20 protein-coding genes are annotated in these 26,535 nt (G+C 42.2%); 4 read left to right on the forward strand and 16 right to left on the reverse strand.

Annotated elements, in window-relative coordinates; translation table 11 throughout:
• Positions 1-22 precede the first annotated feature (22 nt).
• Positions 23-1,423, reverse strand: coding sequence for a NarK family nitrate/nitrite MFS transporter (locus M1F26_RS16845; protein ID WP_094962389.1), 1,401 nt, complete (start codon positions 1,421-1,423; stop codon positions 23-25).
• Positions 1,424-1,755: 332 nt separating this feature from the next.
• Between M1F26_RS16845 and narX the strand changes: the two genes are divergently transcribed.
• Both narX and narL read left to right on the forward strand, forming a co-directional pair.
• Positions 1,756-3,498: a nitrate/nitrite two-component system sensor histidine kinase NarX gene (gene narX / locus M1F26_RS16850; protein ID WP_140171764.1), complete on the forward strand. Its 1,743-nt coding sequence runs from the start codon at positions 1,756-1,758 to the stop codon at positions 3,496-3,498.
• 21 nt (positions 3,499-3,519) lie between these two features.
• On the forward strand, positions 3,520-4,176 hold the full coding sequence (gene narL, locus M1F26_RS16855) for a two-component system response regulator NarL (RefSeq protein ID WP_004259360.1): 657 nt from the start codon (positions 3,520-3,522) through the stop codon (positions 4,174-4,176).
• 12 nt (positions 4,177-4,188) lie between these two features.
• On the opposite strand, the gene M1F26_RS16860 is transcribed toward narL, so the two are convergent.
• The 7 genes from M1F26_RS16860 to M1F26_RS16890 form a co-directional block, all read right to left on the reverse strand.
• Complete coding sequence (locus M1F26_RS16860; protein WP_004259365.1) at positions 4,189-5,343, reverse strand: CdaR family transcriptional regulator; 1,155 nt, start codon at positions 5,341-5,343, stop codon at positions 4,189-4,191.
• A 14-nt stretch (positions 5,344-5,357) separates the two neighbouring features.
• Positions 5,358-6,521, reverse strand: coding sequence for a glycerate kinase (locus M1F26_RS16865; protein WP_140171765.1), 1,164 nt, complete (start codon positions 6,519-6,521; stop codon positions 5,358-5,360).
• A 33-nt stretch (positions 6,522-6,554) separates the two neighbouring features.
• Complete coding sequence (locus M1F26_RS16870; protein WP_140171766.1) at positions 6,555-7,895, reverse strand: MFS transporter; 1,341 nt, start codon at positions 7,893-7,895, stop codon at positions 6,555-6,557.
• A gap of 120 nt (positions 7,896-8,015) precedes the next feature.
• Positions 8,016-9,200, reverse strand: coding sequence for a thiolase family protein (locus tag M1F26_RS16875; RefSeq protein WP_140171767.1), 1,185 nt, complete (start codon positions 9,198-9,200; stop codon positions 8,016-8,018).
• Between the two features lie 9 nt (positions 9,201-9,209).
• Positions 9,210-9,947: a 3-oxoacyl-ACP reductase FabG gene (gene fabG, locus M1F26_RS16880; RefSeq protein ID WP_004259376.1), complete on the reverse strand. Its 738-nt coding sequence runs from the start codon at positions 9,945-9,947 to the stop codon at positions 9,210-9,212.
• A gap of 26 nt (positions 9,948-9,973) precedes the next feature.
• On the reverse strand, positions 9,974-11,542 hold the full coding sequence (locus M1F26_RS16885) for an acyl CoA:acetate/3-ketoacid CoA transferase (protein ID WP_140171768.1): 1,569 nt from the start codon (positions 11,540-11,542) through the stop codon (positions 9,974-9,976).
• Between the two features lie 67 nt (positions 11,543-11,609).
• The gene (locus M1F26_RS16890) at positions 11,610-13,127 is read right to left on the reverse strand and encodes a class I adenylate-forming enzyme family protein (protein WP_140171769.1); all 1,518 of its coding nucleotides are present in this window, start codon (positions 13,125-13,127) and stop codon (positions 11,610-11,612) included.
• A gap of 492 nt (positions 13,128-13,619) precedes the next feature.
• Between M1F26_RS16890 and yghU the strand changes: the two genes are divergently transcribed.
• Positions 13,620-14,459, forward strand: a complete 840-nt coding sequence (gene yghU, locus M1F26_RS16895) for a glutathione-dependent disulfide-bond oxidoreductase (RefSeq protein ID WP_318837618.1) — start codon at positions 13,620-13,622, stop codon at positions 14,457-14,459.
• 77 nt (positions 14,460-14,536) lie between these two features.
• On the opposite strand, the gene M1F26_RS16900 is transcribed toward yghU, so the two are convergent.
• From M1F26_RS16900 to M1F26_RS16915, 4 genes are all read right to left on the reverse strand, one after another.
• Positions 14,537-16,192: an ABC transporter permease gene (locus M1F26_RS16900; RefSeq protein WP_140171770.1), complete on the reverse strand. Its 1,656-nt coding sequence runs from the start codon at positions 16,190-16,192 to the stop codon at positions 14,537-14,539.
• Between the two features lie 72 nt (positions 16,193-16,264).
• Complete coding sequence (locus M1F26_RS16905) at positions 16,265-17,245, reverse strand: ABC transporter substrate-binding protein (RefSeq protein ID WP_140171771.1); 981 nt, start codon at positions 17,243-17,245, stop codon at positions 16,265-16,267.
• 14 nt (positions 17,246-17,259) lie between these two features.
• Positions 17,260-17,922, reverse strand: coding sequence for an ABC transporter ATP-binding protein (locus M1F26_RS16910; RefSeq protein WP_140171883.1), 663 nt, complete (start codon positions 17,920-17,922; stop codon positions 17,260-17,262).
• 214 nt (positions 17,923-18,136) lie between these two features.
• A complete protein-coding gene (locus tag M1F26_RS16915; protein WP_140171772.1) occupies positions 18,137-19,837 on the reverse strand; it encodes a lysophospholipid acyltransferase family protein in 1,701 nt (566 codons plus the stop codon).
• 577 nt (positions 19,838-20,414) lie between these two features.
• Here M1F26_RS16915 and M1F26_RS16920 point away from each other — a divergent pair.
• A complete protein-coding gene (locus tag M1F26_RS16920; RefSeq protein WP_140171773.1) occupies positions 20,415-21,821 on the forward strand; it encodes a cytochrome-c peroxidase in 1,407 nt (468 codons plus the stop codon).
• 66 nt (positions 21,822-21,887) lie between these two features.
• Here the strand turns inward: M1F26_RS16920 and dmsD are convergent, their stop codons facing one another.
• From dmsD to M1F26_RS16940, 4 genes are all read right to left on the reverse strand, one after another.
• On the reverse strand, positions 21,888-22,520 hold the full coding sequence (dmsD, locus tag M1F26_RS16925) for a Tat proofreading chaperone DmsD (protein WP_140171774.1): 633 nt from the start codon (positions 22,518-22,520) through the stop codon (positions 21,888-21,890).
• A 63-nt stretch (positions 22,521-22,583) separates the two neighbouring features.
• Positions 22,584-23,435 carry a DmsC/YnfH family molybdoenzyme membrane anchor subunit gene (locus tag M1F26_RS16930; RefSeq protein WP_140171775.1) on the reverse strand — a complete coding sequence of 284 codons (852 nt, stop codon included), beginning with the start codon at positions 23,433-23,435 and terminating at the stop codon, positions 22,584-22,586.
• A gap of 1 nt (position 23,436) precedes the next feature.
• Entirely contained in the window at positions 23,437-24,054 is a 618-nt protein-coding gene (locus M1F26_RS16935) for a DMSO/selenate family reductase complex B subunit (protein WP_004907698.1), read from the reverse strand.
• A gap of 11 nt (positions 24,055-24,065) precedes the next feature.
• Complete coding sequence (locus M1F26_RS16940) at positions 24,066-26,510, reverse strand: DMSO/selenate family reductase complex A subunit (RefSeq protein WP_140171776.1); 2,445 nt, start codon at positions 26,508-26,510, stop codon at positions 24,066-24,068.
• Between the last annotated feature and the right edge of the window lie 25 nt (positions 26,511-26,535).

Here is a 26,535-nt window from a genome sequence, read left to right on the forward strand (position 1 = left end):
AATTGATTTTTATGACTTGTTATTATTTGTGTTTACGGCCATATACCAGCCACGTGATAAACACACAGGAAAGATAAAATATAAAAAACACTTTCATTGCATCTGCCGGTGAACCCGTCAGTGTTAATGATGTACCGAACGCTTTTGGAATAAAGAAGCCACCTATTGCACCAATAGCAGAGATAAACCCTAAAGCTGCAGCACTTTCTGTTACCGCCTCTTTTTGGGCTTCTTGCTCTGAAGCTCCTCTTAAGATGGCTTTGTCCATGGTTAATTTACGAAAAACAACAGCAATCATTTGGAAGGTTGAGCCACTGCCTAGCCCTGCCGTTAAAAACAACACCATAAATACGCCATAAAACGCCCCGAAAGAGCCTCCTTGACCGTTTTCTGGTAACGTAAAAAACAGCAAGCCGGAGAAAACAGCCATGACCACAAAGTTCAGTAATGTGACTTTCACACCACCAAAACGGTCAGATAACATGCCACCGACTGGGCGAGCTAACGCACCGAGGAAAGGGCCAAAAAAGGCAAACTTCAAGATAATGACGTCTGGAAACTGGGTTTTCGATAACATCGCGAAACCAGCAGAAAAACCGATAAACGAGCCGAATGTCGCCAGATATAACAGGCTTAATACCCATAGATGGCCACGTTTCAAAACAGGTAATTGTGCTTTAAGAGATGCCTTATTAGCCGCTAAGTCATTCATGCCAAACCAAGCCATCACCGTAAAAAGCAGTAGAAATGGCACCCAAATCCAAGCAGCATTTTCTAACCACAACGTTGAGCCATCAGGCTGAGCCGCTCCAGTCCCACCAACGAAAGTAAATACACCAACACCAACGATAAAAGGCGCCACCAATTGCATGACGCTGACCCCTAAATTTCCTAGCCCACCATTCAGGCCAAGTGCACCGCCTTGGCGAGCTTTAGGGAAAAAGAAGCTGATATTGGCCATGCTGGATGCAAAGTTAGCGCCGGCAAAACCACAAAGTAGGGAAATAATGACAAAGACTTGATAAGGCGTGGCAGGGTTTTGAATCGCATAACCTAGCCAAATACATGGGATCACTAAAAACAGCGTACTAATAGCAGTCCAACGGCGCCCACCAAAAATAGGAATAACGAATGAATAAGGGACTCTTAATAAAGCACCTGAAACGGAAGGTAATGCGGTTAATAAAAATAATTGGTCTGTCGTAAAATTAAAACCCACTTTATTTAAATTAACCGCAACTGCACTAAATAACATCCATACGCAAAATGCGAGCAATAAACATGGAATAGAAATCCATAAATTACGATTGGCAATACGCTGCCCTGTTTGCTGCCAAAACCGAGTATCTTCAGGACGCCAATCCTGTATAACACCATTATTTGACTGTGCAGCTACACTATTAACATTATCTCGTTGAGACATAAATCACCCCGATAAATACAATTTCTGCTCGCAGTGTGTGGCGAATAGACCACCGTGAAGCTGATCTAAATCAAGAGAGATTTAAATGAAATATGCGTGATTTTTCTCGTTAACCACTAGAGGAGTATTAGGAGTACAAAACAATAATCAATTGAATTAAAACAAAAAAAAATCATTGCCCGGTAATTTTATTTGTTGAAATTTAAAGCGAATAATTCAATGGGATATTAAGGAGTAATACCGAAGTAGCATATTCAATTTTATATAATAGAGAAACAATATCTACGTTATCAAAAATAATAAATAAACGTATAGAGTAGAAAGGATCATTTATGTCTATTGCTTATCACCGATTTTCAATCATTAACCAAGTTATTGGTTTAATGCTATTGATTGCCGTACTCGGTATTATTGGCATGACAATTTCAAATAGTATGATTATTAGTGTGCAAGGAAATGCACATGCAATAAATAAATCAGGCTCATTGCGGATGCAAAGTTATCATTTACTTTCATTAGTGCCACTCAACCAATATTCTGACGTATATGTTAGTGAGCTTGAAAAAAATTTATTAAGTAATGAACTAACACAAGTTGTCGATATAGAAGATTTAAATCCGCAATTTGCTGAGATTTATCAATATTGGGTTACAGAATTAAAACCTGCTCTTAACCATGCAGTTTCTCCTAATGATGCACGTCTCGCGGTCGTTACCTTTGTTAATAAACTCGATGCATTAGTTCGTAATATTGATGAAAAAACAGAACGAAAAATAACCTATGTAGCAATCACTCAAATGGTATTTATTGGCCTCGTTTCATTGCTACTTATTTTTGCTATCTGCCATTTTAGAAAGAAAATTTATACACCTTGGCTTAAGTTACTTCATATGGTGAACGCGATTAGTCACCAAGACTTTAGTCAGCGCTTTCCTGTAGGCAAAAAACAAGATGAGCTAAATTCACTGGGCCATACGTTAAATCAAATGTCGGATGAGCTCGCACAGAGTTACCATCAATTAGAATCTCGAGTTATCGAAAAAACCGCCGATCTGCAAAAGAAAAATAAAGTATTACTCTATTTATACCAATCTAATCGAACCCTACATGCCATTGGGCCACTATCAATCAGGTTAGAAAAAGTGTTATTTGAGCTTAAAAGCTTAATCCCACTGCAAAATATTAGATTGAGGCTATACGAAGAAAACAATGATGCCTGCTTTCATGAAATTCATTGTCCAGAAAACGAGGAGCACTCTCTCAAGTCACCCAAGATGGCTGAACACCTTAAAGTAATATCATGGGAGATTTCTGATAATTTACAGCGTTATGGCATGATTTTAGCTGAAATGGATATAAATCAGCCATTATCTGAAGAACAAAATAATTTAGTGCTGATGCTAGTTAAACAAATCGCTGGAATGCTAGCGATGGAGCACCAATTAGAGCAACAACAGCAGTTACTGATTATGGATGAACGATCGGCGATTGCGAGAGAATTGCATGATTCCATCGCACAATCATTATCTTGCCTCAAAATGCAAATTAGTTATCTGCAAATGCAACCTAAAATATTGCCAACTAAGCACCAAGAACTATTAAACGAAATGCGCAATGAAATAAATTCCGCTTATAGTCAATTACGTGAGCTTTTAACAACCTTCAGACTAAAATTAACTGAACCAGGCCTATTCCCTGCCTTAGAAAGCACAATCCAAGAATTCAGTCAGCGCCTTGGTTTTCAAATTGGATTAAATTACCAAATTCCAGCCAAAAGCCTCTCTCCACATCAATCTATTCATATTATCCAGATAATCCGAGAAGCTTTAAGCAATATTCTCAAACATGCTAATGCAAACTGGTCACAAGTCTCATTAATCGAAAATAACGGATTAATCACCATGGCAATAGAAGATAATGGGGAAGGTATTCAGCCTCAGCCAACAAAAAATAACCATTATGGATTGATTATTATGAGAGAAAGAGCGCTAAGCCTAAATGGGAAATATCAAATTTCGCCAAGAATTCAGGGTGGCACTATTGTTAATGTCGTATTTCCACTGACTGTGGCTTAATTAAATTGGAGTAACTCATTAATGAAAAATGAAAATAAACTGACTGGGCAATCTACCATTTTACTGATTGATGACCACCCGATGCTACGTAATGGTGTTAAACAATTAATTAGTTTAGAACCCACATTAAAGGTAATTGGTGAAGCAGACGATGGAATAACGGGTATTAAAATTGCGGAAGAACAAGACCCAGATTTAATCCTATTAGATCTCAATATGCCTAGTATGAATGGCTTTGAAGTACTCGATAATTTACGTAACCGAGAACTTTCAGGCCGTATTATCTTATTTACGGTGTCCAATTATGGCGAAGACTTAATTAATGCGTTAAAACGAGGTGCTGATGGCTATTTACTCAAAGACATGGAGCCTGAAAAATTAATTATTGCGTTAAAAGAAGCCGCAAGTGGTAAAATGGTCGTTAGCCCAACGCTCGCTTCCATTTTAGCTGAATCTTTAAGAGATAACCGAGCCCCTACAGAGCATAATCTATCAGCACTAACCCCAAGAGAAACCCATATCTTAGATTTAATCTCACAGGGGCTATCAAATAAGATGATTGCGAATAAATTACAAATCACAGAGAGCACCGTCAAAGTCCATGTCAAACACTTACTAAAGAAACTTAATTTAAAATCGCGCGTTGAAGCCGCTATTTGGGTTTTACAACAAAAGTAATGATACGGCTTCTTAACTTAATGCATCGAGCCATGGCTGTTGTTTTGGGTAACGTCGACGGTAGCCATGCATCGCAACAGATAACTGAATGAGATCCGTAAACCTTGTCGGGTCCAAACTGGTTTGCTTTTTAATTTGTTGTAACCGATAACTTAATGTATTTCTGTGAATGCCTAATTGCTGCGCGGTGCTACCTATTTCACCATTCTGCGATAGAAACAGCTCAAGGGTTTCAAGCAAAATATCGCCCGAATCATGCAACAATATTTTATGGCAAATATCTAAAAAGAAATTAAATAGATAGCTATTTTCCAATTCATTAAAGAGGCATAAAGATGCCATTTCTTTAAATAAAAAGACTTGTTTATCAGGAACCGTTAGCCGTCCAACTTCAATTACTGAACGTGCAAAATGTACTGCATCCCTCACATGTTCTTGCGTATCTGCCTGAACACCAACGCCAATATAATATTGGCTAAGTTGGCTATCTAGAATGAAATGAAGATTAGAAATAAACGATTCATTTTGATAATGCGTTGATGGGAATAGCATCAAAATTTCTCGGCTATTGAGTAATAGCACATCACTTTTTTCCATAGCTGATAATTCAGTAATGATCGTATCGAGTATTTCAGGGCGGTACTGAATAGCTTCAATATTAATAATCACAGGAATAGTCGGTAAAGTGAACGCAAAACCGGAATTATGCAATTTTAGTAATGCACTGCGCCCCTGTGCTGGCGTTGTGCTTTCTATAAACTGGACAAATAGCATGTCACGCAAACGATGCTGCCAGTTAATACTACGCCGCTCAATTTCTTGTTGAATTAGCAGCTCAGCCGTCAGTATAGCGAGCTCGGCATAACGCTGGATCACAACAGGATCACCACTCACGCCAATCACTAATTCCACTTTATCAGCCACAACAATCGGATGGTTTATCCCCGGTGCCACATTCGAATAAGCTCGTGCTTCATTTTCATTGTAGATGGTGATCCGTTTGCCGCAGCGGATCACTTCCACTGCGGCTTCATGGGTTTCACCAATACGCTTTTTTTCACCTGAAGCGATAATCACGCCCTGACTATTAATCACATTGACGTTGTGATGGATAATTCCCATTGCACGCGTGACAATATCATTGGCTAGTTTTTCAGTCAGTAGCATCTTACCGCCTCATTTTAGGGTTTTATTTGCATATTCGGATTTGCGAGTACGGTACGCAGCAAATTTTCTGCTGTATCTGCCAAATAACGTTCACCATTTGTCATGGCTTGCTCAAGGGAAACAGGCCCCGGACAAAGCGACCACATTGCGGTAATGCCATGTTGGTATAGGATACGGCTATCTTCACTATACCCCCCACAAAGCGCAATGACAGGCACACCATAATGACTGGCCATACGAGCCACTCCCACAGGAGCCTTACCATTCGCACTTTGACTGTCAAGCCGCCCCTCTCCTACAATGACTAAATCCGCTTGTTGAATATAAGATTTTGCGCCAAGGAGCCCCAAAACGAGATCGATTCCTTTTTCGAGCTTTGCCGAAACAAACCAACGAAGCCCCGCACCTAATCCACCCGCAGCACCACTGCCCGCCTCAAGTGAAACATCTTTTCCCGTTATTGTTGACATTAATTTTGCATAATGAGCCATCCCGATTTCAAGCTGGTCGAGTGTGGCTTGGTCGGCCCCCTTCTGGGGACCATAAACATAAGTCGCCCCATTTTCACCTAATAAAGGGTTTTCAACATCGCAAGAGACACTAAATTCAACCTCTGCGGCGCGTGAGTCAAATTCATCAAAATCAATCTTTGCAATGTTAATGAGGTCTTTACCACAAATTGGCGCCTCAATAAGCTGCGAGTTTTTATCATAGAACTGAGCACCTAATGCTTGAGCAAATCCCGCACCACCATCATTAGTTGCACTTCCTCCTATCCCAATAATAATACGAGAGCAGCCCATATCTAATGCATGTTTGACCATTTCACCCAAACCATAAGTTGAAGCATTTTCAACGCGACGATGCTCACGTTGAACGAGTTCCAGCCCACAGCATTGCGCCATTTCAATAAAGGCAGTTTTTTCCTCCAGCACTAATAACCCTGCATCAACCTTACTACCATAAGGCCCAGTACAGCTAAAAATGTAAGGTGTTACACCAGAAAGCGCGGGGCTATGTTCCAGTGACTCCAACAAACCTTCTCCACCATCAGATATGGGTAATAACGTCATATCTAACTCAGAGGATACACGCTTGAAACCCTCAGCAACGGCTTGACATGCTAACCTTGCAGAACAACTTCCTTTAAAGGAATCAAGTGCGATAACAATTTTCATGCAGACTTTCCTATTGTAAATGGCGATGTTGAATTACTTGCTTTCCACTGAAGCCGATACTTGTAATGATTCGGGTTCGCTCATACCGTTAGTATTCACTCGTGAAGCAATAATCGTTCCAATAACTAACAAACCGACACCAAACCATAATCCAGAAGTGGCTGTTCCTGTATAATCTTCAAAAAATCCTAGAATAAACGGGCCTAGGAAGCCACCAAATAAACCTAAACAGTTCAATAATGCCAAACTTCCTGCCAACATACTGCCACTCATATACGTCGGTGGAAGAGAGAAAATAATCGATTGAACCACAAAAAACATAAATGCCGTTAAGCAAAAGCCAATTAAACCGACAACTGGGCCACCCAGTGCACCAATCACTAACCCTACGGCCATTACTGCATAACCTGAAATTAAAATACGCGATGAACGCTGTGGTGTATTGGCTTTTCTCGCTACGAAAATGCCACCAATTGCGGCTGAAATCCAAGGGATCGCTGTTAATAACCCGATTTGAATAGGTGTTAATTTGCCATATTCACCGATAATAGTCGGTAAAAAATAACTTAAACCATAGACCGAGAACTGGTGAGTAAAATAGATAGCAACAATCATCATGAAGGCTTTATTTTTAAATGCTGCCTTAAGTGAGAATTTACTATTACTCACACTAATACTATTTTTGTCTTGGTCGTGTTTATATTTAATATAATTCCGATCATCTTCATCTAACCATTTCGCATCTTCAGGTTTATTCGGCAACACAAACCACACAACAAATGCGAGGATCACCGCGGGTAAACCTTCAATAACAAACATCCATTGCCAACCATGGAAACCTAATAAGCCATCCATACTCAGCAATAAGCCACTTAGCGGTGCCCCAATAATATTTGCAAGACAAACCCCTAGTAAAAATAACCCTGTTGCTTTAGCCCGCTCTTCTTGGCTAAACCAATATGTCATATACAAAATGACCCCAGGATATAGGCCCGCTTCAGCCGCTCCCAGTAATAACCGCAAGATATAAAAAGAAGTCGGCCCTGTCACAAATGCCATTGCCGCAGATAATAGCCCCCACGTGATCATGATCCGCGTGATCCAAAAACGCGCCCCCACTTTTTCCATTATTAAATTACTTGGGATCTCAAGAATCGAGTAGGTTAGGAAAAAAAGCCCTGCACCAATACCAAATGCAGTTGCAGATAATCCTAAATCAATCGACATCGCATTTTTTGCCATGCCAATATTGGTTCGGTCAATAAAGCTAATAATGTACGCTAAAATCAACAACGGCATCAGGTTACGGTATATCTTTGCGTTGGTTTTTTTCCCCTGAGCCACATAATCTAACTTTGCATTTGTAGAAAACATAGATAAGATCCTCATGTTGTAGTGAAACAGGTACGGCTCTTGGCAATAAGTGACATACCTGTTGTTTTACTTCAGCAACAGCCCGACGCCCCACGTCGGGCTTTCTGCTTGCAGCTTTTCTTATTCTCTTTCGAACAACATTGATATCCCTTGACCACCACCGATACACATAGTCACTAACCCGGTAGTAACCTGACGGCGTTCCATTTCATACATTAACTTCACAGGTAAAATAGCCCCACTGGCACCCACTGGATGACCCAGAGCAATTGCCCCACCATTCACATTCACTTTAGTGCTATCAAGAGATAAATCATTCATAACTGCAATGGCTTGTGCAGCAAATGCTTCATTTAGCTCAATTAAATCAATGTCTTTTACATCCATTTTGAGCTTTTCCATTAATCGACGGGTTGCTGGCGCGGGTCCAAAGCCCATAATGGCCGCTTCACAACCTGCTACAGCCCAATCGACCACTTTCATTCTTGGCTTCAGACCACGTTTTTCCGCTTCTTCACGACGCATCATCACTAATGCCGCAGCACCATCATTGATACCTGAAGAGTTTGCTGCCGTAATCACACCATCAGCTTTAAAGGCAGGGCGCAATTTTGCTAATTTTTCACGTGGTGTATCACGCGGATGTTCATCGGTATCAAAAATACGTGTACCTTTACGGCCTTCAGGTATTTCTACTGGCAATATTTGGTCAGCAAAATAACCGGCTTGAATCGCTTTTAACGCTTTTTGCTGGCTATCCCATGCAAAATCATCCATTTCTTCACGGGTAATATTGAACTGCTCTGCAACATTTTCTGCCGTCATTCCGTTGTGGTAAGGGCCTTCTGGCCAAGTTAGGATGGACGTTAACCCATCTTCCAGTACATCATTTCCCATGCGGTAGCCATAGCGCGCTTTGCGTAAGTAGTACGGCAGCATTGTCATATTTTCAGTACCACACGCCACCACAACATCTGATTGGCCGGTCTGCAACAACATCATGCCATCGGCTAACGCTTGTAGCCCTGAACCACATTGGCGGTTAACAGAATAAGCGGTGGTTTCTTTTGGTAACCCTGCTCGCAGTTGGCAAATACGAGCGATAAAACCACTTTCTGCGATTTGCCCAACATTACCCACAATAACTTCATCAACATCTTCGGGAGCAATTCCAGCTCTTTTCACGGCTTCACGGATAACCACCGCCCCGAGGTCATGTTGATGCGTATTTGCAAAACTCCCCCCCATCGTGCCAATTGCCGTTCTCACACCACTCACAATGACAATATCATTCGCTTGTTTCATTATTTCCCCCTATAACACCATTCCGCCGCCAACATTGATTACTTCGCCATTGATATAACGCGCTTTATCAGAGGCTAAAAATGCAACACATTGTCCAACATCGCGCGGATCTCCTGCAAAACCCGCAGGTATCTTGCTGATCATGATGTCCCACACTTTTTCAGGCACACCACGGGTCATATCCGTATCAATAAACCCTGGGCAAATCGCATTGACTGTGACCCCTTTACGGGCGAGTTCACGACAAGCCGTTTTAGTCAGGCCAATAACCCCGGCTTTGGATGCAGCATAGTTGGCTTGCCCAACATTCCCAAGCCAACTCGCCGATGAAATATTGACAATTCGGCCGCTTTCTTGCTCACGCATTAACTTTGCCGCCTCTTGCATGCAGTTAAATGTCCCTTTCAGATTGATATCAATCACTTTGTCCCAATCATCTTCCGTTAATTTATGCAGCATGCCATCTCGGTTGATCCCCGCATTATTTACCAGTACATCAATCGCCCCAAAATGCGCTAATGCGTTAGAAAATAAGGCATTTACCTCTTCACGTTTGGCAATGTCACAAGGAATGAAAATGGCTTGATGACCTTGCTCTTGTAGCTGTTTTGCACTTTCTTCACCTGATGACATGGCTAAATCAGAAATAACGACTTTTGCCCCTTCTTCCGCAAGTACCTGAGCAATCGCAAAACCAATACCTCTTGCAGAACCCGTCACAATGGCGACTTTATCTTTTACTAACATGGATAAATTCCTCTTTAATATTGAAACTACAAATACGAAACCAGTCCAAAAGGTGCTTCTTCAAATAGTGAAGGAGACATCACTTTCAAATCAGGAGAAATTTCAGGTACGAAGTCCATATGGGCAAGAATGTCACGCTCTAGGTCAATACCGGGGGCAATTTCAACCAGTACCGGGGTTTTTCCCCCTAAAGTGAACACCGCACGTTCCGTGACAAAATGCATGGTTTGGTTAATATTTCGCGCGACATCCGCATTCCATGAAATTTGCCGTACTTGGTTAACTAACTTTCTAATATCCCCTTCCCGCACAATATTTAATTGCCCATTTTCACAACGAATATCTAACCCTTTTGCTGTGAACGTTGAGCAAAACACCACGTGTCGAGCATTTTGGGTAATATCAATAAACCCACCTGCACCAGGGCAAATATTGCCTAACAACGTCGCATTGACATGGCCACTGGCATCCATTTCCCCTGCGCCCATATACGTGATATCAACGCCTGCACCGTTGTAGTACAACATTTGGTCTTGGTGACTAATCATCGCTGACAGGTTACGGCCTATGCCAAAATCAATACCGCCTGCTTGGACGCCCCCCCAAATCCCTGACTCCACGGTGATATCGACGCGCTTGGTTGCATTTTCTTCCTGAATAATTGAGCCAATAACATCGTTTGGAATACCCGTTCCTAAGTTAATCACACAGTTTTCGTATAGATAACGACATGCAATTCGCCCAATCAATTTGCGAATGTCTAAAGGTAATGGCGTAGTTTGTTGGATAGGCGTGCGAATATCACCGCATAGCGTTGGGTCAAAAAACCAGCTCGAAGACTGGCGATGGTCTTCTTCAGGGTTATCACACACGACAATGTGGTCAATAAAGCTCGCGGGAACAGTGACACGCTTGGGATGTAAAGTCCCTTCTTCAACGCAATATTTCACTTGTGCAATCACTTTGGCACCAAAGCGTTTAGCCGCCAGTACCGCATGCAAGACCTCTAGGGCCATGGCCTCTTCATCGGTGGTGAGGTTGCCTTTACTATCAGCGTGAGTTCCTCTGATCACCACCACATCTAAGGGAATTTCTGGATACCATAACCATTCTTCCCCTTTGAAATTCACTTTTTCAACCAAAGGGGAAAGTACCAACGTTTTAGCGTTCATCCTACCGCCTTCAAGGTCAGGGTCGATAAATGTTCCTAACCCTACTTTGGATAAGCGCCCCGGTAAGCCTGCGGCCATTGCACCATATAAATGCACCATTTGCCCTTGAGGGAGGCAATATGCTTCAACTTGGTTGTCATTAATCATTTGCATCCATCGAGGTGCTAGCCCCCAATGGGAACCAATAATCCGTTTCACCATCCCTTCATGGGCAAAGTGTTGATTCCCTCGAATACGGTTACATTGCCCAGCTGCGTGAACCAGTGTTAATTGATTTGGTGTACCCTCGGATAAAAAGCGTTGCTCAATTGCTGATAAAATAGATTCAGCAGCACTGGTTAATGTCATTCCCACAGTACAAATCGTATCGCCATTATTAATTAATTTAGCGGCATCTTGTTTAGAAATAAATTTATTATTCATGATAAAACCTACCTGAAGGCTAATATTTCACAGCCCCTTTTTGATTAATTAAAAACTAATTTATATTTTAGTTATTTAAAGAGTAATATCGTAATTTCAAATCTTTCTTGCTTATTTTCCCATTCCAAGTTCTAGGGAAGTTACGCGTAAACATAATTCTTACTGGAACTTTATACGTTGGCACCCTATCTTTTAACCACTCAATAATTTCTTTACTGGTTAAACACACTTGATTCTCAGGAATAATAAATGCAATGGGTTCTTCACCATAAATGGTGCTTTCAATTGGAATAACAGCGACCTCATTAACTCCTGGATAATTAGAAATTAAATCCTCGACTTCAATAGAATATATTTTTTCACCACCACGGTTAATCATATCTTTAATTCTATCTTGAATATAAAGAAAACCATCATTATCCATATAGCCAATATCCCCTGTGAAAAACCAACCATCATTAAATGATGTGGTATTCGCAGGACTATCCGGCCAATAACGTTGGATAACAACACCCCCCTTAACCCAAATATTACCTGTGCAGTTCGCGGGAAGATTTTCACCTTTATCATTACGTATGGTCACCTGTAACCCAGGGACTGGTGTACCAGAGCTAGACTTCTTATCGCTATAACGAATATCTTCACGAAATACAGTTGCTGGTGAAGAGGTTTCAGTCAAACCATAAATAGAATGAATGGATGTTTTAGCAAATATATAAGAAAGCTCTTTAATCGTACCTTCATTTAAATGCCCTGCACCACAAGCAATCATTTTTAATGAATTAAATCTTTCTAGGTTAATGCTTTTATTTTCTTTTATTTTCTGAATTAACAATATAAATACTGTTGGAGAACCATGTAAAAATGTTATTTTTTCTTTTGCAATTGTTGAAATAATATCTTTTGCATTGAATTTTTTATGAAGATAAATCGTCCCACCAATATGGATAAATAACGCCAAAATAGCAGAGAGGCCAGTAATATGATAAATCGGCACTGCTAAAATTGTTTTATCGTGTTCAGATAACTTTAATGTTTTCTGATAGGCATATACTGCAGACAATATATTTTTATGCGTGATCACCGCACCTTTTGGCGCCCCTGTTGTACCCGAGGTAAATATTATAACAGCAGGGTCTTCTTCATTAACTTGGTTAATAAAATTAATTTCATCAGTGAATATTACATTACGCCACTGAGAAAGACTCACCCCTTTTGCACTGAGCTGTGCTAACCATGGTTGATATGTATCATCCCAAAAAACAGCATCTGCATTAATACAAGACAAATGCTCTTTACCTTCAAACTCTTTCATTTTGGTACTCAAAGGAATTACCTGAATACCCAGACCTACCGCGGCATAAAATAATTGGCAAAACTCAATCGTATTTCCCCAGCCAAGTACAATTCGATCGCCTTTTTTCAACTGCACGGTGGTTGTTAGCCACAACATTGTTTGGTTTACTTTCACAAGTAATTGGTGATAACTCCAACTTTGCTCTTCAAATACAATCGCAACAGCGTCTGGCTGCACTTTTGCTCTCTGTAATAAGCTTTGGTAGATGTTTGAATTTGGCGCAAGCATGGACACACTCCGATACCGCTGAATATGACTGATATGCTATCAATGTATAAAATACACTCCGATAAATTAGTGCCAATCTTCACAAATTATTCACACCCTTTTTTTATTTGAATTAGTGATCTGCACAACGAATTTGTTAACAATTTTGTTACTTACGTCTTATTTTAAGCGCTGGTTTTTATTGAACATGAAGATATTTACCTTTTGTTATTACCTAACCATTCAAAATACATGTTAATTTCGATGAATAACTCAACTATCATTGTGCGTATAAACAATGACTCCCAGACTAAAAAGTCGCTCAGCACTAATACTTAACTCATCTGCTTATCCTCTATATGTTCTTGCACTCTGTGCTATTTAGCCCTCCCACCAAACCAAATACGATAAAAACAGTGGAGAATTCACTATTGCTACAGTGTAAGACCTTCATAATGAAAAAATTGATGAGAAAAAAATCGCCACCTTTGCAAACGGTTAAGGAGATAACTCATGGCAAACACCCCCTATATTCCCCCAAAAGTCTGGCAATGGGAGCAAGGTAACGGCGGAAAATTCGCCAATATTAATCGTCCAGTTTCCGGTGCAACTCACGAAAAATCTTTACCTATAGGTAAGCACCCACTACAGCTATATTCCTTAGGAACGCCGAACGGGCAAAAAGTCACTATCATGTTAGAGGAGTTATTAGCCCTTGGCATTAAAGAGGCAGAATATGACGCTTGGCTAATTAACATTGGTGAAGGCGACCAATTTAGTTCTGGTTTTGTTGAAATTAACCCTAACTCAAAAATTCCCGCTTTAGTCGACAGAAGCGGCAAGGAGCCTATCCGAGTATTTGAGTCAGGCTCGATTCTGACCTATTTAGCCGAAAAATTTTCTGCTTTTTTACCCACAACTCAGCCGGAACGAGCTGAAACCTTATCCTGGTTATTTTGGCAAATGGGCTCAGCACCTTTTGCTGGTGGCGGTTTTGGGCATTTTTATGCCTACGCACCTGAAAAGTTTGAATACCCAATTAACCGCTTTGCCATGGAAACTAAACGTCAATTAGATGTGTTAGACAAGCGTTTAGCAGAACATAAATATGTTGCAGGGGAAAACTACAGCATCGCTGATATCGCCATCTGGCCATGGTACGGTGCATTAGTGAAAGGTTGGCTTTATGATGCCGCAGAATTTCTATCTGTCCATGAATATAAAAATGTTATTCGTTGGGCTGATGAAGTCTATGCACACCCAGCGGTACAGCGCGGCCGCCGTGTTAATCGCCTACAAGGTGACCCCGCACAGCAAGTACGCGAACGCCACGATGCGAGTGATATAAGTTAGGAACCACTCTTAATCCACTGAATTATAAAATAGCACAAGGTAGGTTAGTGAGTGCTTACCCTGTGCTACTCTATATGTCATCGACTATAACGCTCCTGCACCCATTGTGCGCACAACATCAAACTCAAACTGATCAGTACAGCTATGCATGCCATCGCCATACCACTGCCAATTGAGCCTTGCTCAAATTGACGCCACACAAAGATAGACACCGTCTGCATACCGGCTGGGGCGAGTAATAGCGAAGAAACTAATTCACGCGAGGCCACGGCAAACACTAACATCATGGCAGCGACAAGGCTCGGTAAAACTAATGGAAACAAGATCAAACGCAGCGTTGTCACCGCAGATGCGCCATGCACCCGTGCAGCATCTGCTAAACTGCCACCAATCTGTGTTAATGCTGCACTGCAATAGCGAACTGGGTAAGGCAGTAACAAACAGCTATAGGCAAGCAATAAAATGCCCCATGTGTGATAAGGCGTTATTGGCCAAAAAGGTTGGTTCCACGCGAGGATCATCCCTACCGCTATCACAATTCCTGGAATGGAAATAGGTAACAAAGACAGCGCATCAATCACAACAGCACCACGAATGCGCTGAGCAACCACCAGCCAAGCACAGAGAAACCCGAGTACCCCAGTGAAAACAGCGGTTAACGTCGCCAGAGAGAGGCTCGTCCATAATGCAGACAAAGCTTCAGTTTGTGAGTCGATTAACCCAGAAAAGTGCCTGAATGTTAAGTTATCCCACGCCAAACCACCAGACACTGTTGAAGAAAATGCCGTGCCAAACATCGCTGACAATGGCATTCCTACCGCAAGAAATGCGGTTAAAGCAAATAGCCCAACGACTGGCCAGCGCCAGTAACCAAGTGAGCGAGTCACCACTTCTGCCGCTTTCCCTGTGGTGGTGGCTACGTTTTTCCCTGATACGATAGAACGCTGTAATGTATAAGCAAAAATTGCCACACTGGCTAAAATCAACGATAACGAGGCCGCTCCGGGTAAATCAATCGGCCAATCCGCCAAGCGCTGCTCTATATCCGTAGTTAAAACACGAATACCATTCGAGGCACCAATGGCGGCAGGAATGCCATATTCTTCAATCGCCAAAGTAAAAATCAGCAATAACCCCGCCGCAATAGAGGGTAACGATAATGGAAGCGTCACTCTGAAAAAGGCATTCCAAGGAGAAGCCCCATGCACACGAGCCACATCGGCAAGTCGGTTACCATTCGCTGCCATGCTTTTCGACACCGCAAAATACAGAACTGGGAAGAGGTTTAGCGCCATAATCCCCATCATTCCACCCAGTGAGAAAATCGCACTTCCGGGGCTCACACCAAATAGCTGTTGGGAATAACCATTAGGTTGTAACGTAAGCATCCACGATAATCCAGCAATATAAGGTGGGATTAAAAAAGGAATAAGAAACAGTAGATCCCAACCTTTGGCGAAAGGGATATTAAACAGCCCGCGTAATGCCCCTAACGGAATAGCGATAATGGCGCTGATTGCTGCAACGCCTGTGCCTAGTGATAATGTATTTTGCAGTAATGATGGAAGCTCTGGCTCGTTGAGTAGCTGAATAATAGGCTCTAGCGGCTGGACAAACTGCCCTTGCCCTAATTGTGGGAAAATAGCCTGCAATACAATAAAGCATAATGGGATCACCACTAAAACCACTAATGTGGCCATCACCAAAAGTGGTAGAAAACGCGTTTTTGTCATTGAATACAACACTCCTGCTGGGCAGACAACCTACCCAGCGGTTTGCTAATTAATATGCTTACAAAACCAGCCTTAACGGAATAAAGCGCTTAAACGAGAGAGAACTTCGCCGCGCTCAGCGTTGTCTGTCGCAGCTTCTGGCAACAATTTGAGTGTTGAAAAATCAGGGCGTTTACCTGCAATATCTGCCCTAGCAGGCATTAGCCATGCATTAGCCACAATTTCTTGCCCTTCTGGCGATAGTACATAGTCGATAAATGCTTTAGCTTGGTCAGGCTGCTTAGAACTTTTTAAAATCATCATTGGGCGCGGGGCAATCGCAGTGCCACTACTTGGGAAAATCACTTCAATCGATTCTCCGTTCGCGATGCTACCATAAGCAACATAATCAACCGCACCAAAAACCGCCGCTTTAGCGCCTTGTAATACAGGAGTCAAGGCTTGAGCATTCGGCCCTGAAATCACCATACCATTGGCTTTCAAATCAGAAAATAGTGTCCATGCGGCTTCTTTTTTCGCATTCTGTAACCCTAAAACTAAGTCTAATGACGCGCCAGAAAGTGCGGGATCAGGCATTGTGACTTTATCTTTAAACTCGGGTTGGGCTAAATCTTGCCAATCTGTTGGTTTTGGGGTACCACTTTGGTTATTCCACACAATACCCAGTGCAGAGATCCCTTGCGCCACATAGTATGGCGCTTTAAAACGCTCAGGAACTTGCTGGGCATTTGGGCTTTCATAAGGTAGTAACCAACCTTTTTGTTGCAGATCAACCGCGGTATCCCATGATGCGGAAATCAATACATCCGCACGCGGGTTCGCCTGTTCCGCTTCCAGCCTCGCCATCACTTTTCCGGTTGTCGCTTGGAAAACATCTACTTTGGTACCCGTTTGTTTTTCAAACCCTGCGGCAAGCTGTTTTGCCATGGCGCCTGGGCCTGCGGTATACACGGTAATCGCTTGGGTTGAAACAGAAAATAGTGCACAGGAAAGGCCAAGGCTCATGGTAATACCCTTTAGTAAAAATCCGTTCTTTGATAGTAAATTTCGCATAACAATCTCTCTATTTATAGTGTCGTCAAACTGTCAATATTACCGTTTCGCATATGGGCGATTTGGTGTGCTAATACATGGGCTTCAGTAGGGTCGTGAGTGACATACACTGCAGTGATCCCCAAGGTTCGCAATAACTGAGCCATTTCCTCACACAGAGATTGGCGCAACGCGATATCGAGGTTTGACAGGGGCTCGTCGAATAACAAAATTTCAGGTTCAGCGATAATAGCGCGAGCAAGAGCCACACGTTGTTGTTGCCCGCCTGACAAATCGGCAGGTTTCCGTTTGGCGAAATCAGCCAGCCCTACGCGTTCTAAAGCTTGCATCACACGTTGCTGTATTTCTAGGCGGGCAATACCTCGCATCCGTAAAGGAAAGGCAACATTTTGGGATACAGTCATATGCGGCCACAGCGCATAATCTTGAAAAACCATGCCGAGGTTGCGTTTTTCTGGGGGGATAAGGTGATGTGAGCTCGCCACAAGCTGTTCGCCAAAATAAATAGTGCCATCAGTTGGTTGTAATAAACCCGCTAACAATTTCAGTAATGTGCTTTTACCACAGCCTGAAGGGCCTAATAGCGCAAGAACGGTGCCCTTGGTTACTGTTAAATTAATGCCATTTAGCACATATTGATGTGAAAATGCCTGAGATAAATTTTGTATTGAGATCATCTGTAAGCCACTCGCTTCTTGCTTAGGAGACAAAAAGACCGAGCACTCACTCGATGAAGAGAGAGCGTTTTGCATGTTCATTGTTATCCTCTTTGGGACTTAATCGTTATCAATGATGCTACGGCTTGAATACGTCAAATTGATGACAGTTTTGTGGCTAATTAATTTCAAATTCAGTTGAAAAATAATCACCAAATAAAATAGTCACTTTATTTTACTGGTGAACGCCAATATATCTTTGATAACGTGCTGGCTTTAATTTGGTTAAATCCACCAGCACCAAGCCGTCGATGCAATCGTTAAACGCGGGGTCTGTACCGAAATCCATAAACTGTACGCCGCCAGGTTCGCATAATTCGGTATATTGCTTATAAAGCGTTGGGATCGAGCAGCCAATGTTATTGAGTAAGCTTTTCAATTTAACCAAATCTTCATGGTAATTGCCCCCTGAAAATTGGGCTAATACCTGTGGCAAAGAAGCCGGGTACGGCTGATGTGACTGTGCAATGCTGTGTGGCGCTGAAAAATAGAGCCGATAAAAAGTAATCAGTAAGTCACGCGCCGCAATCGGCATTGAGCCAGAAATAGATACAGGACCAAAAAGATAACGATAGTGTGGATATTTTGCCAAATACGCGCCAATACCTAACCATAAGTAATCTAAACCCCGTTTTCCCCAATATTTGGGCTGAATAAAACTCCGACCAAGCTCAATACCTTGCGCTAATATTGGCATCATGGCTTGGTCATAGTGAAATAAGCTAGAGCTATAAATACCCTCAAGGCCTTTGGTCTCAATTTGCTTTTTAGTCGGTATAAACCGATAAGCGCCAACAATATCAAGTTCGCTTTCATCCCATAAAACCAGATGATAATAATCGTCATCATAGCTGTCTAAATCACGGCGTTTACCTGAACCTTCCCCTACAGCACGAAATGCAATTTCGCGTAATCGGCCAATTTCTCGTAAGATCGGTGACCTTACCTCTTGGTTTCGGTGATAAAGGTAAATCGCTTTCCCATCAGGAGAAGTTCCTAGCCGCTCACAGGCCACTAACGCTTTTTTTAATTCAATTCTATCTTCTGGTAAAGCAATTGGCGATTCACTGATAAATAGCCCTTCCTTACCTTTACCCAACAAATAGACATGGCGGCGAAAGCGCCCTGCTAACTCATGAGCCGCCGTATGACCATCATGCCAATGAATAAATGGGATACTGCCACCAATACGAATTTTTAATCTTTTTCCTCGCTGCTTAAACATTTCCCTGACTAACATTAAAGTAGATAATGGCTTGTAAACCAGCGAAGTTAAGTAAAATAAATGGCTATTACGCCCTTGAATATGGATGGGAACGATAGAGGCTCTAGCCTTTGCGGCTAAACGCAAAAAACCTGTACGCCAGTGGCCATCACGAACCCCTTTGCGACCAAATCGAGAAACTTCCCCCGCAGGAAACACAATTAATGCCCCTTGTTTATCCAAATGCTGTTGTATGGCTTCAACTTGTTGTCGACTGGTTCGGTTATTCATATTATCCACTGAAATAAATAAGCTTTTTAGTGGTTCTATATAATTGAGAAACTGATTTGCCACTATTTTTACATCAGGACGAACGGCAGCAACCACACGTAATAATGCAAGGCCATCGAGTGAACCTATCGGATGGTTAGCAACTAAGACAACAGGTCCTTGAGTCGGAATATTTTCTAAGTCACCCTCAACCATTTCACAAGAAATATCAAAGAACTCCATGATTTGTTCAATAAGATCCAAGCCCTTTAAGTGCGGATAATCTTGAGCAAATTGGTGAAATTCCTGTTCAAACAAAAGCTTTTTTAATAAGCGACGTTTCCATTTGCCTGGTGTTTGATGAGGAAAAATATCGTGCAGCAGGGTATCGACACTAAACATAATGCTATCTCCTATGAGTTACGACGAACTTAAGTCAGATTCATAACAACAATATGTTTATTTTATGACAAAATGGTGAAAGCACAAAAATGATGATGTAGGTCATTACTTTTTATTTGCCAATATTATGGTTATCTAAAATCAATAATTTTCAGGAATATTGTTTTCTTAAATAATTTATATTTTACTTATTTTGTAATATGCATTTAGTCCACAACAATTAAAAAGGTAAAAACTAAACTTTTCGATTAGTTTTACTCAATTTATTTTAATAATTAAGGAGTTATCATTTATAAATATCCACCAATTAAATTGAACTAAAAATCTATTGCAGTAAGATTAATTTGAAACAATATCCTTTAAATTCAATCAAATAAAACTTAATCATCAGCTTGTTTTTTAATTATTATTTCATTGATAGGTAAATCTTATTTAAACAATCGCTTAAACCGATGGCCATCATTGATAAAAATCAAGAACTTCTCGGACTTATTTATCCATCATAGTTCGGCTGTAGAATTATATTAATTAAAAAATATTTAAATATATTTGACCGCAATCTTTCAAGGATAGTGTAATGAAAAAACTTACTCGCATTACGGTCGCTGTCATATTTTTGCTTTTACTCGGTTATTTTGGATTATCTGGATATGTGTGGTATCACGATAATCAACGAAGAGAAAATAATGACATTCAGACATCTAAAATTGCAGAAAATAATCAAGTCCTCCAATTCTTTGCCGAAAAGGGATGCGATTACTGTCACACACCGTCAACTGATTTACCTGCCTATGCATCATTCCCCATTGCTAAGCAACTGATGGAATACGATATTCAGCTAGGTTATAAGTCATTCAACCTTGAGGCAGCTCGCGCTGCACTCATCGCAGGAGAACCTGTACCACAAAGTGAATTAAATAAAATTGAGTGGGTTATGCAGAACCACACCATGCCTCCAACACGTTATGTTGCACTTCATTGGGCCAGCAGTGTCAGTGATGAAGAACGTAATAACCTATTGAATTGGATAGCTAAACAGCGGGAAGAGCACTATGCCAGCCAAGATACCGCTGCTGAACATCGCAACGAACCAATTCAACCAATTCCAAAATCACTGGATGTTGATGATGCAAAAGTCGCATTAGGTTTCCGCTTGTATCATGATGCACGCCTGTCAGGGGATAGCACAATTTCTTGTGCACACTGCCACGCACTCAATGCAGGTGGTGTTGATGGCCGTAAAACATCAATTGGTGTTGGTGGCGCAGTAGGCCCAATCAATGCGCCAACGGTGTTTAACTCTGTATTTAATGTCGAGCAATTTTGGGATGGTAGAGCACCTGATTTACAAGCCCAAGCCGGTGGCCCACCATTAAATCCTATCGAAATGGCATCAAAGTCATGGGATGAAATCATTGAAAAATTGGATAAAGACCCTGTCTTAAAACAAGATTTTAATGCGGTTTACCCAGAAGGTTTCACGGGTGACACCATCACCGATGCGATTGCAGAGTTCGAAAAAACCTTAATCACTCCAGACTCTCCGTTTGATAATTGGTTAAGAGGTGACAAAACTGCATTAACCGCACAGCAGCTCCATGGTTACCAGTTATTTAAAGAGAACAAATGTGCAACCTGCCATGGTGGCGTGATCTTAGGTGGTCGTTCCTTCGAACCTCTGGGTCTGAAAAAAGACTATGAGTTCGGTGAAATCACTGCTCAAGATATTGGTCGTATGAATGTCACCTCTGATGAGCGCGATAAGTTACGCCAAAAAGTCCCAACACTACGTAATGTCGAGCTAACCGCACCGTATTTCCACCGCGGCGATGTAGCAACCTTAGATGAAGCAGTAAAACTGATGCTGCGCTATCAAGTGGGTAAAGAACTGCCACAAAAAGATGTCGACGACATTGTCGCCTTTCTTGAAAGCTTAACGGGTGTGTATACACCGTATATGCAACAAAGTGGGTCACAACAGTAAATATCAATATCTGATTGATATGAAAAACCAATAGCACCGCGCAAATAATAGCGGTGCTATTTTTATTTATAACGTATCTTTGTAAAACACCACTTTCTCTAATACAGGCAATGTTAACTGTTGTTGATACCCATCCAGTGTTTCTTTCGATAATATCGCCAATGCGCGGTAAAAATCGCTGTTAGCCGAATTTATCAATACTTCGAGAAAATGTGCCGACCAAGGTAATAAGTGCCAAGCGAGCAACTCTTCTAAATCCGCTCTGCGATTTTGCTCAGCCAGCCAAGCCGCTAACATCAAAATCAACCCAAAGTGGTCTTCAGGCTCTTTTTGTGTCGTTACGGGTTCAACACCTTTGGCTCGCATCCATTGGCACAGCTCAACGGTTGAATCACCAAAAACAATTCTTTCTTTGTCTAGCCAGACTGAGCCCCAAGGAGGCGCGGGTAAAGCATAAGGCCCGATAAACAAGCGCTGCCATGCTTCACTCAGTGGTTCATTCTCCTGAGCACTGGATTGCAAAAGCTGGCTAATTTTTACTAAGGAAGGTAAAGCAAATGGCCATTCTTCATGCCAAGTTGGCTCTTGTAAAATCGAAATAATCTCTGCGTTATTTTCATTTTCTGGTGAGAAATAAAATAAAGACCCCAGAACTCGCCCTGTCACTGCGACGTGTTCAAGAAAGCGTGCTTCTTGCATATTTGATTGTCTCTGAAGTTATCAGCGCAGGGAAACCATCTCCTGCGCTGAAAGGTTTACCAATTAAGCCACAGCCATGCCGACTGTCATGTGTAAACCATAGAATAGCCCACGACCGATAAATTCACCAATCAGTACCAGCACGGTACCAAGAAGTAAACTCAATACCGAAGGCTGATTTTGTCGCACAACAGGCAAAATCCATAGCAGCAACCCGAGACTGGTCACCACGATGCGTACCACTTGTAAAACACCAAAGTCAGGGACTAAATCCACAGCTTTCTGTACTGAGGTGGTGATAAGCGCAATCTCACCACTTTGCAGTAGTACTGATGCAATAGTCACGATATAAGCAACGACACTAATTGCCGCTAATTTACCACTATTAAATGGAAATTTAGCAACTCGTAATAGTAAAGTACCTAAAATTGGCCCCACAACAAACAGAGTCATAAAGAAGCCGATAGTGGTATGTGGCGTGTTCCATGTCGGTACTGTGCTTATCATATAAACTCGTGTCATTGCCCAAACAAATAACAGCCCCATCAACATGGTGATGATTAACCACACTTTATCTAACCCTGTTGGCATCTTTTTGATTGCGGATAACAACCACCATAAGCCACCCAAAGCAAAGAAAATAGAGCCGAATAACACTTCGTTACTCAGTGACGAGGCAAATACACGGTTCATCGAGTTAAATGCACGCATCGGTGAGCCCATATGCATCATAGAAGCGAGAAAACCTAAGCCCATCAATACCCATAATGCCAACATCGCATTCACAATACGCTGTTTTTGGGGTTTATCGTCTGTCGATAACCATGCAAGCCCCGTTACAATCACACCACCTGCAATACTTTGGCCTAATACCGTAAATAAAATTAGCGGCCATTCATGTAATCCATTGCCCATGTTATACCTCCCGAGGATTGGCTAAATGGCCTGTCGTATCATTGACAGGGCGACTATTGGCATTGGGTTTAATGACAAGATTGGGCTTGGTATAGTGCGCTTCAGGTAGTGGCGCAATCTCGGCCAAATTGCCATGTTTTTCACGTAATTCATCAATGGGGCCAAAGTCTAATGCACGCAATGGGCAAGACTCGGCACAAATCGGTTTTTTACCAACCGCAACACGCTCATAGCAACCGTCGCACTTGGTCATATGCCCTTTTTCGCTATCAAATTGCGGTGCACCATATGGGCAGGCCATATGACAATAGCGGCAGCCAATACACACGCTTTCATCTACAACGACAAAGCCATCTTCACGTTTGTGCATCGCGCCACTAGGGCACACTTTGACACAAGCAGGGTCTTCGCAGTGGTTGCATGAAATCGACAAATAATAACTAAATACGTTTTGATGCCACACACCGTTATCTTCTTGCCAATCTCCCCCTGCATATTCATAAATGCGCCTAAAATTCACCGCAGGAGATAAATTTTTGTAGTCCTTACACGCTAACTCACATGTTTTGCATCCCGTACACCGTGCGGAATCAATATAAAAACCATATTGTGTTGTCATGATTTATCCCCCTATACCCTTGCCACTTCAACCAAATTACTGTGTTGCGGATTACCTTTCGCTAACGGTGACGGGCGTTGAGTCGTCAGGACGTTTAGGCTACCACCATGGTCTACCTTGTTTTCATCAGGTGCGTACCAAGCCCCTTCCCCCATTGCGACAACGCCTGGGATGATGCGTGGAGTCACTTTGGCAGCGATCTGCACTTCCCCTCTATCGTTGTAAATTCGTACCATGTCGCCATCTTTAATATTGCGACGTTTTGCATCAATAGGGTTGATCCACATCTCTTGTAAACAAGCCGCCTTGATCACATCAACGTTACCGTAGGTGGAGTGAACTCGTGATTTATAGTGAAAACCACTCAATTGCAGTGGGTATTTTTCGGTGAGCTTATCATCATGGCTTTCAAAGCCTGGGGAATACATTGGGAGTGCTGATATCAAATCACCTTCCGCTAGCGTCCATGTTTTCGCAATATCCGCTAAGCGAGATGAATAGATCTCAATCTTTCCTGACGGGGTATTTAATGGATTACCAATAGGGTCTTCACGGAAGGCTTTGTGTGCCACAAAATGCCCTTGTGGGTCCATTTTTTTATAAATTCCTTGCTGCTGGAATGTCTCAAAATCAGGTAGCTCAGGTAACTTTTGTCGTGAGATTTCATACAAATGGCGTAGCCACTCTTCTTGGGTTCGCCCTTCGGTGAATTTCTCTTCAACGCCCATGCGACGCGCAATTTGTGTACACATTTCATACACTGTTTTACTCTCAAAACGCGGTTCGATAGCTTGGCTGGCGAAAATGACATACCCCATATTACTGGCGGCACCATCCAAACAAAAATCCATTTGTTCAGAGGCGGTGCAATCTGGTAGGACTAAATCCGCATATTTCGCTGAGGCGGTCATATGGTTATCAATCACTACTATCATTTCGCATTTTTTATCATCCTGAAGAATGTCATGCGTTTTATTAATATCAGAGTGTTGATTAATTAAGCTGTTGCTGGCGTAGTTCCAAATAAACTTAATCGGAACATCCAGTTTATCTTTGCCGCGTACGCCATCATGAGTTGCGGTCATTTCTGGGCCACGCTCTATTGCATCAGTCCATAAAAATACGGAAATGCTTGCTTTGACTGGGTTTTCTAACGTTGGCATCCGCTCAAATGGAATATCATAATTCCCTTCACGAGCCCCTGTATTACCACCATTGATGCCAACATTACCGGTTAAAATCGGTAACATCGCAATCGCACGTGCGGTTTGTTCACCATTCGAATGACGTTGCGGCCCCCAACCTTGGCTAATATACGCAGGTTTTGCAGAACCGATTTCACGCGCGAGTTTAATGATTTTATCAGCCGGAATACCGGTGATCTGCGCAGCCCATTGTGGTGTTTTTTCTACGCCATCATCCCCTTGGCCTAAAATATACGCCTTGTAGTGACTGTTTTTTGGGGCGTCTGCTGGCAGGGTTTTCTCATCATAACCTACACAATATTGGTCTAAGAAGGGTTGATCAACCATATCTTCAGTGATCAACACATGGGCGATCCCTGCCACTAATGCGGCGTCTGTTCCTGGGCGGATTGGGATCCACTCATCTTCACGCCCTGCTGCTGTATCAGTATAACGCGGGTCGATCACTATCATTCTTGCATTAGAACGCTCACGCGCTTGTTCTAATTGATAAGTAATCCCACCACCGCTCATACGGGTTTCTGCAGGGTTGTTACCGAAGAGAACCACCAGCTTTGAGTTTTCGATATCGGAAACACTATTCCCCGCCCCGCTACCATAGGTATAAGGCATCGCACAGCTGATTTGTGCTGTACTATAGGTACCGTAATGGTTTAAATAGCCGCCCATGCAGTTCATCAAACGGGCGATAGGTGAATTCGCTGGCGGCCATGAACGTGCGACTGTGCCACCTAATGTGCCAGTTCCATAGTTCAAATACACAGCTTCATTGCCATAATCGGCAATAATCCGTTTTAGATTATCGCTGATTAAATCGTAGGCTTCATCCCAACTAATTTGTTTGAATTTACCTTCACCACGTGCCCCAACACGCAACATCGGGTATTTCAAGCGGTCAGGGTTATAGACACGACGGCGCATTGAGCGCCCACGTAAACAGGCCTTAACTTGATGCTTATTTCCGTAAACATCATCGCCGGTGTTGTCGGTTTCGACATATTTTATTTCACCATCAACAATATGCATACGCAGTGGGCAGCGACTCCCACAGTTAACGGTACATGCGCTCCAAACTATTTTTTCTTCAGGTATGGCTGTTTTGGGTGTGATTTCACTGGTATCAGCAATACTATTAAAAGGTAAACTTAGCGCTCCACTTGCAAGAGCGAGTCCCCCGACGGTACTGGTTTGCATTAGCTTCCTGCGGCTGATCTCCGATTGGAGTACTCCCTCAGATAATGCTTTACTCATATCTGCCTCACTTAACATTGCTTCA

It is taken from the genome of Providencia sp. PROV048 (genome assembly GCF_033688165.1).
Lineage (GTDB): Bacteria > Pseudomonadota > Gammaproteobacteria > Enterobacterales > Enterobacteriaceae > Providencia > Providencia hangzhouensis.

Coding starts and splice junctions, on each gene's coding strand:
- M1F26_RS16940 (WP_140171776.1), bottom strand. CDS start 26,510: ATGAGTAAAGCATTATCTGAGGGAGTACTCCAATCGGAGATCAGCCGC.
- dmsD (WP_140171774.1), bottom strand. CDS start 22,520: ATGCAAGAAGCACGCTTTCTTGAACACGTCGCAGTGACAGGGCGAGTT.
- M1F26_RS16860 (WP_004259365.1), bottom strand. CDS start 5,343: ATGCTACTGACTGAAAAACTAGCCAATGATATTGTCACGCGTGCAATG.
- M1F26_RS16890 (WP_140171769.1), bottom strand. CDS start 13,127: ATGCTTGCGCCAAATTCAAACATCTACCAAAGCTTATTACAGAGAGCA.
- M1F26_RS16865 (WP_140171765.1), bottom strand. CDS start 6,521: ATGAAAATTGTTATCGCACTTGATTCCTTTAAAGGAAGTTGTTCTGCA.
- M1F26_RS16905 (WP_140171771.1), bottom strand. CDS start 17,245: ATGCGAAATTTACTATCAAAGAACGGATTTTTACTAAAGGGTATTACC.
- M1F26_RS16900 (WP_140171770.1), bottom strand. CDS start 16,192: ATGACAAAAACGCGTTTTCTACCACTTTTGGTGATGGCCACATTAGTG.
- M1F26_RS16885 (WP_140171768.1), bottom strand. CDS start 11,542: ATGAATAATAAATTTATTTCTAAACAAGATGCCGCTAAATTAATTAAT.
- yghU (WP_318837618.1), top strand. CDS start 13,620: ATGGCAAACACCCCCTATATTCCCCCAAAAGTCTGGCAATGGGAGCAA.
- M1F26_RS16920 (WP_140171773.1), top strand. CDS start 20,415: ATGAAAAAACTTACTCGCATTACGGTCGCTGTCATATTTTTGCTTTTA.
- M1F26_RS16910 (WP_140171883.1), bottom strand. CDS start 17,922: ATGATCTCAATACAAAATTTATCTCAGGCATTTTCACATCAATATGTG.
- narX (WP_140171764.1), top strand. CDS start 1,756: ATGTCTATTGCTTATCACCGATTTTCAATCATTAACCAAGTTATTGGT.
- M1F26_RS16875 (WP_140171767.1), bottom strand. CDS start 9,200: ATGAAACAAGCGAATGATATTGTCATTGTGAGTGGTGTGAGAACGGCA.
- M1F26_RS16845 (WP_094962389.1), bottom strand. CDS start 1,423: ATGTCTCAACGAGATAATGTTAATAGTGTAGCTGCACAGTCAAATAAT.
- M1F26_RS16930 (WP_140171775.1), bottom strand. CDS start 23,435: ATGGGCAATGGATTACATGAATGGCCGCTAATTTTATTTACGGTATTA.
- narL (WP_004259360.1), top strand. CDS start 3,520: ATGAAAAATGAAAATAAACTGACTGGGCAATCTACCATTTTACTGATT.
- M1F26_RS16915 (WP_140171772.1), bottom strand. CDS start 19,837: ATGTTTAGTGTCGATACCCTGCTGCACGATATTTTTCCTCATCAAACA.
- M1F26_RS16870 (WP_140171766.1), bottom strand. CDS start 7,895: ATGTTTTCTACAAATGCAAAGTTAGATTATGTGGCTCAGGGGAAAAAA.
- M1F26_RS16935 (WP_004907698.1), bottom strand. CDS start 24,054: ATGACAACACAATATGGTTTTTATATTGATTCCGCACGGTGTACGGGA.
- fabG (WP_004259376.1), bottom strand. CDS start 9,947: ATGTTAGTAAAAGATAAAGTCGCCATTGTGACGGGTTCTGCAAGAGGT.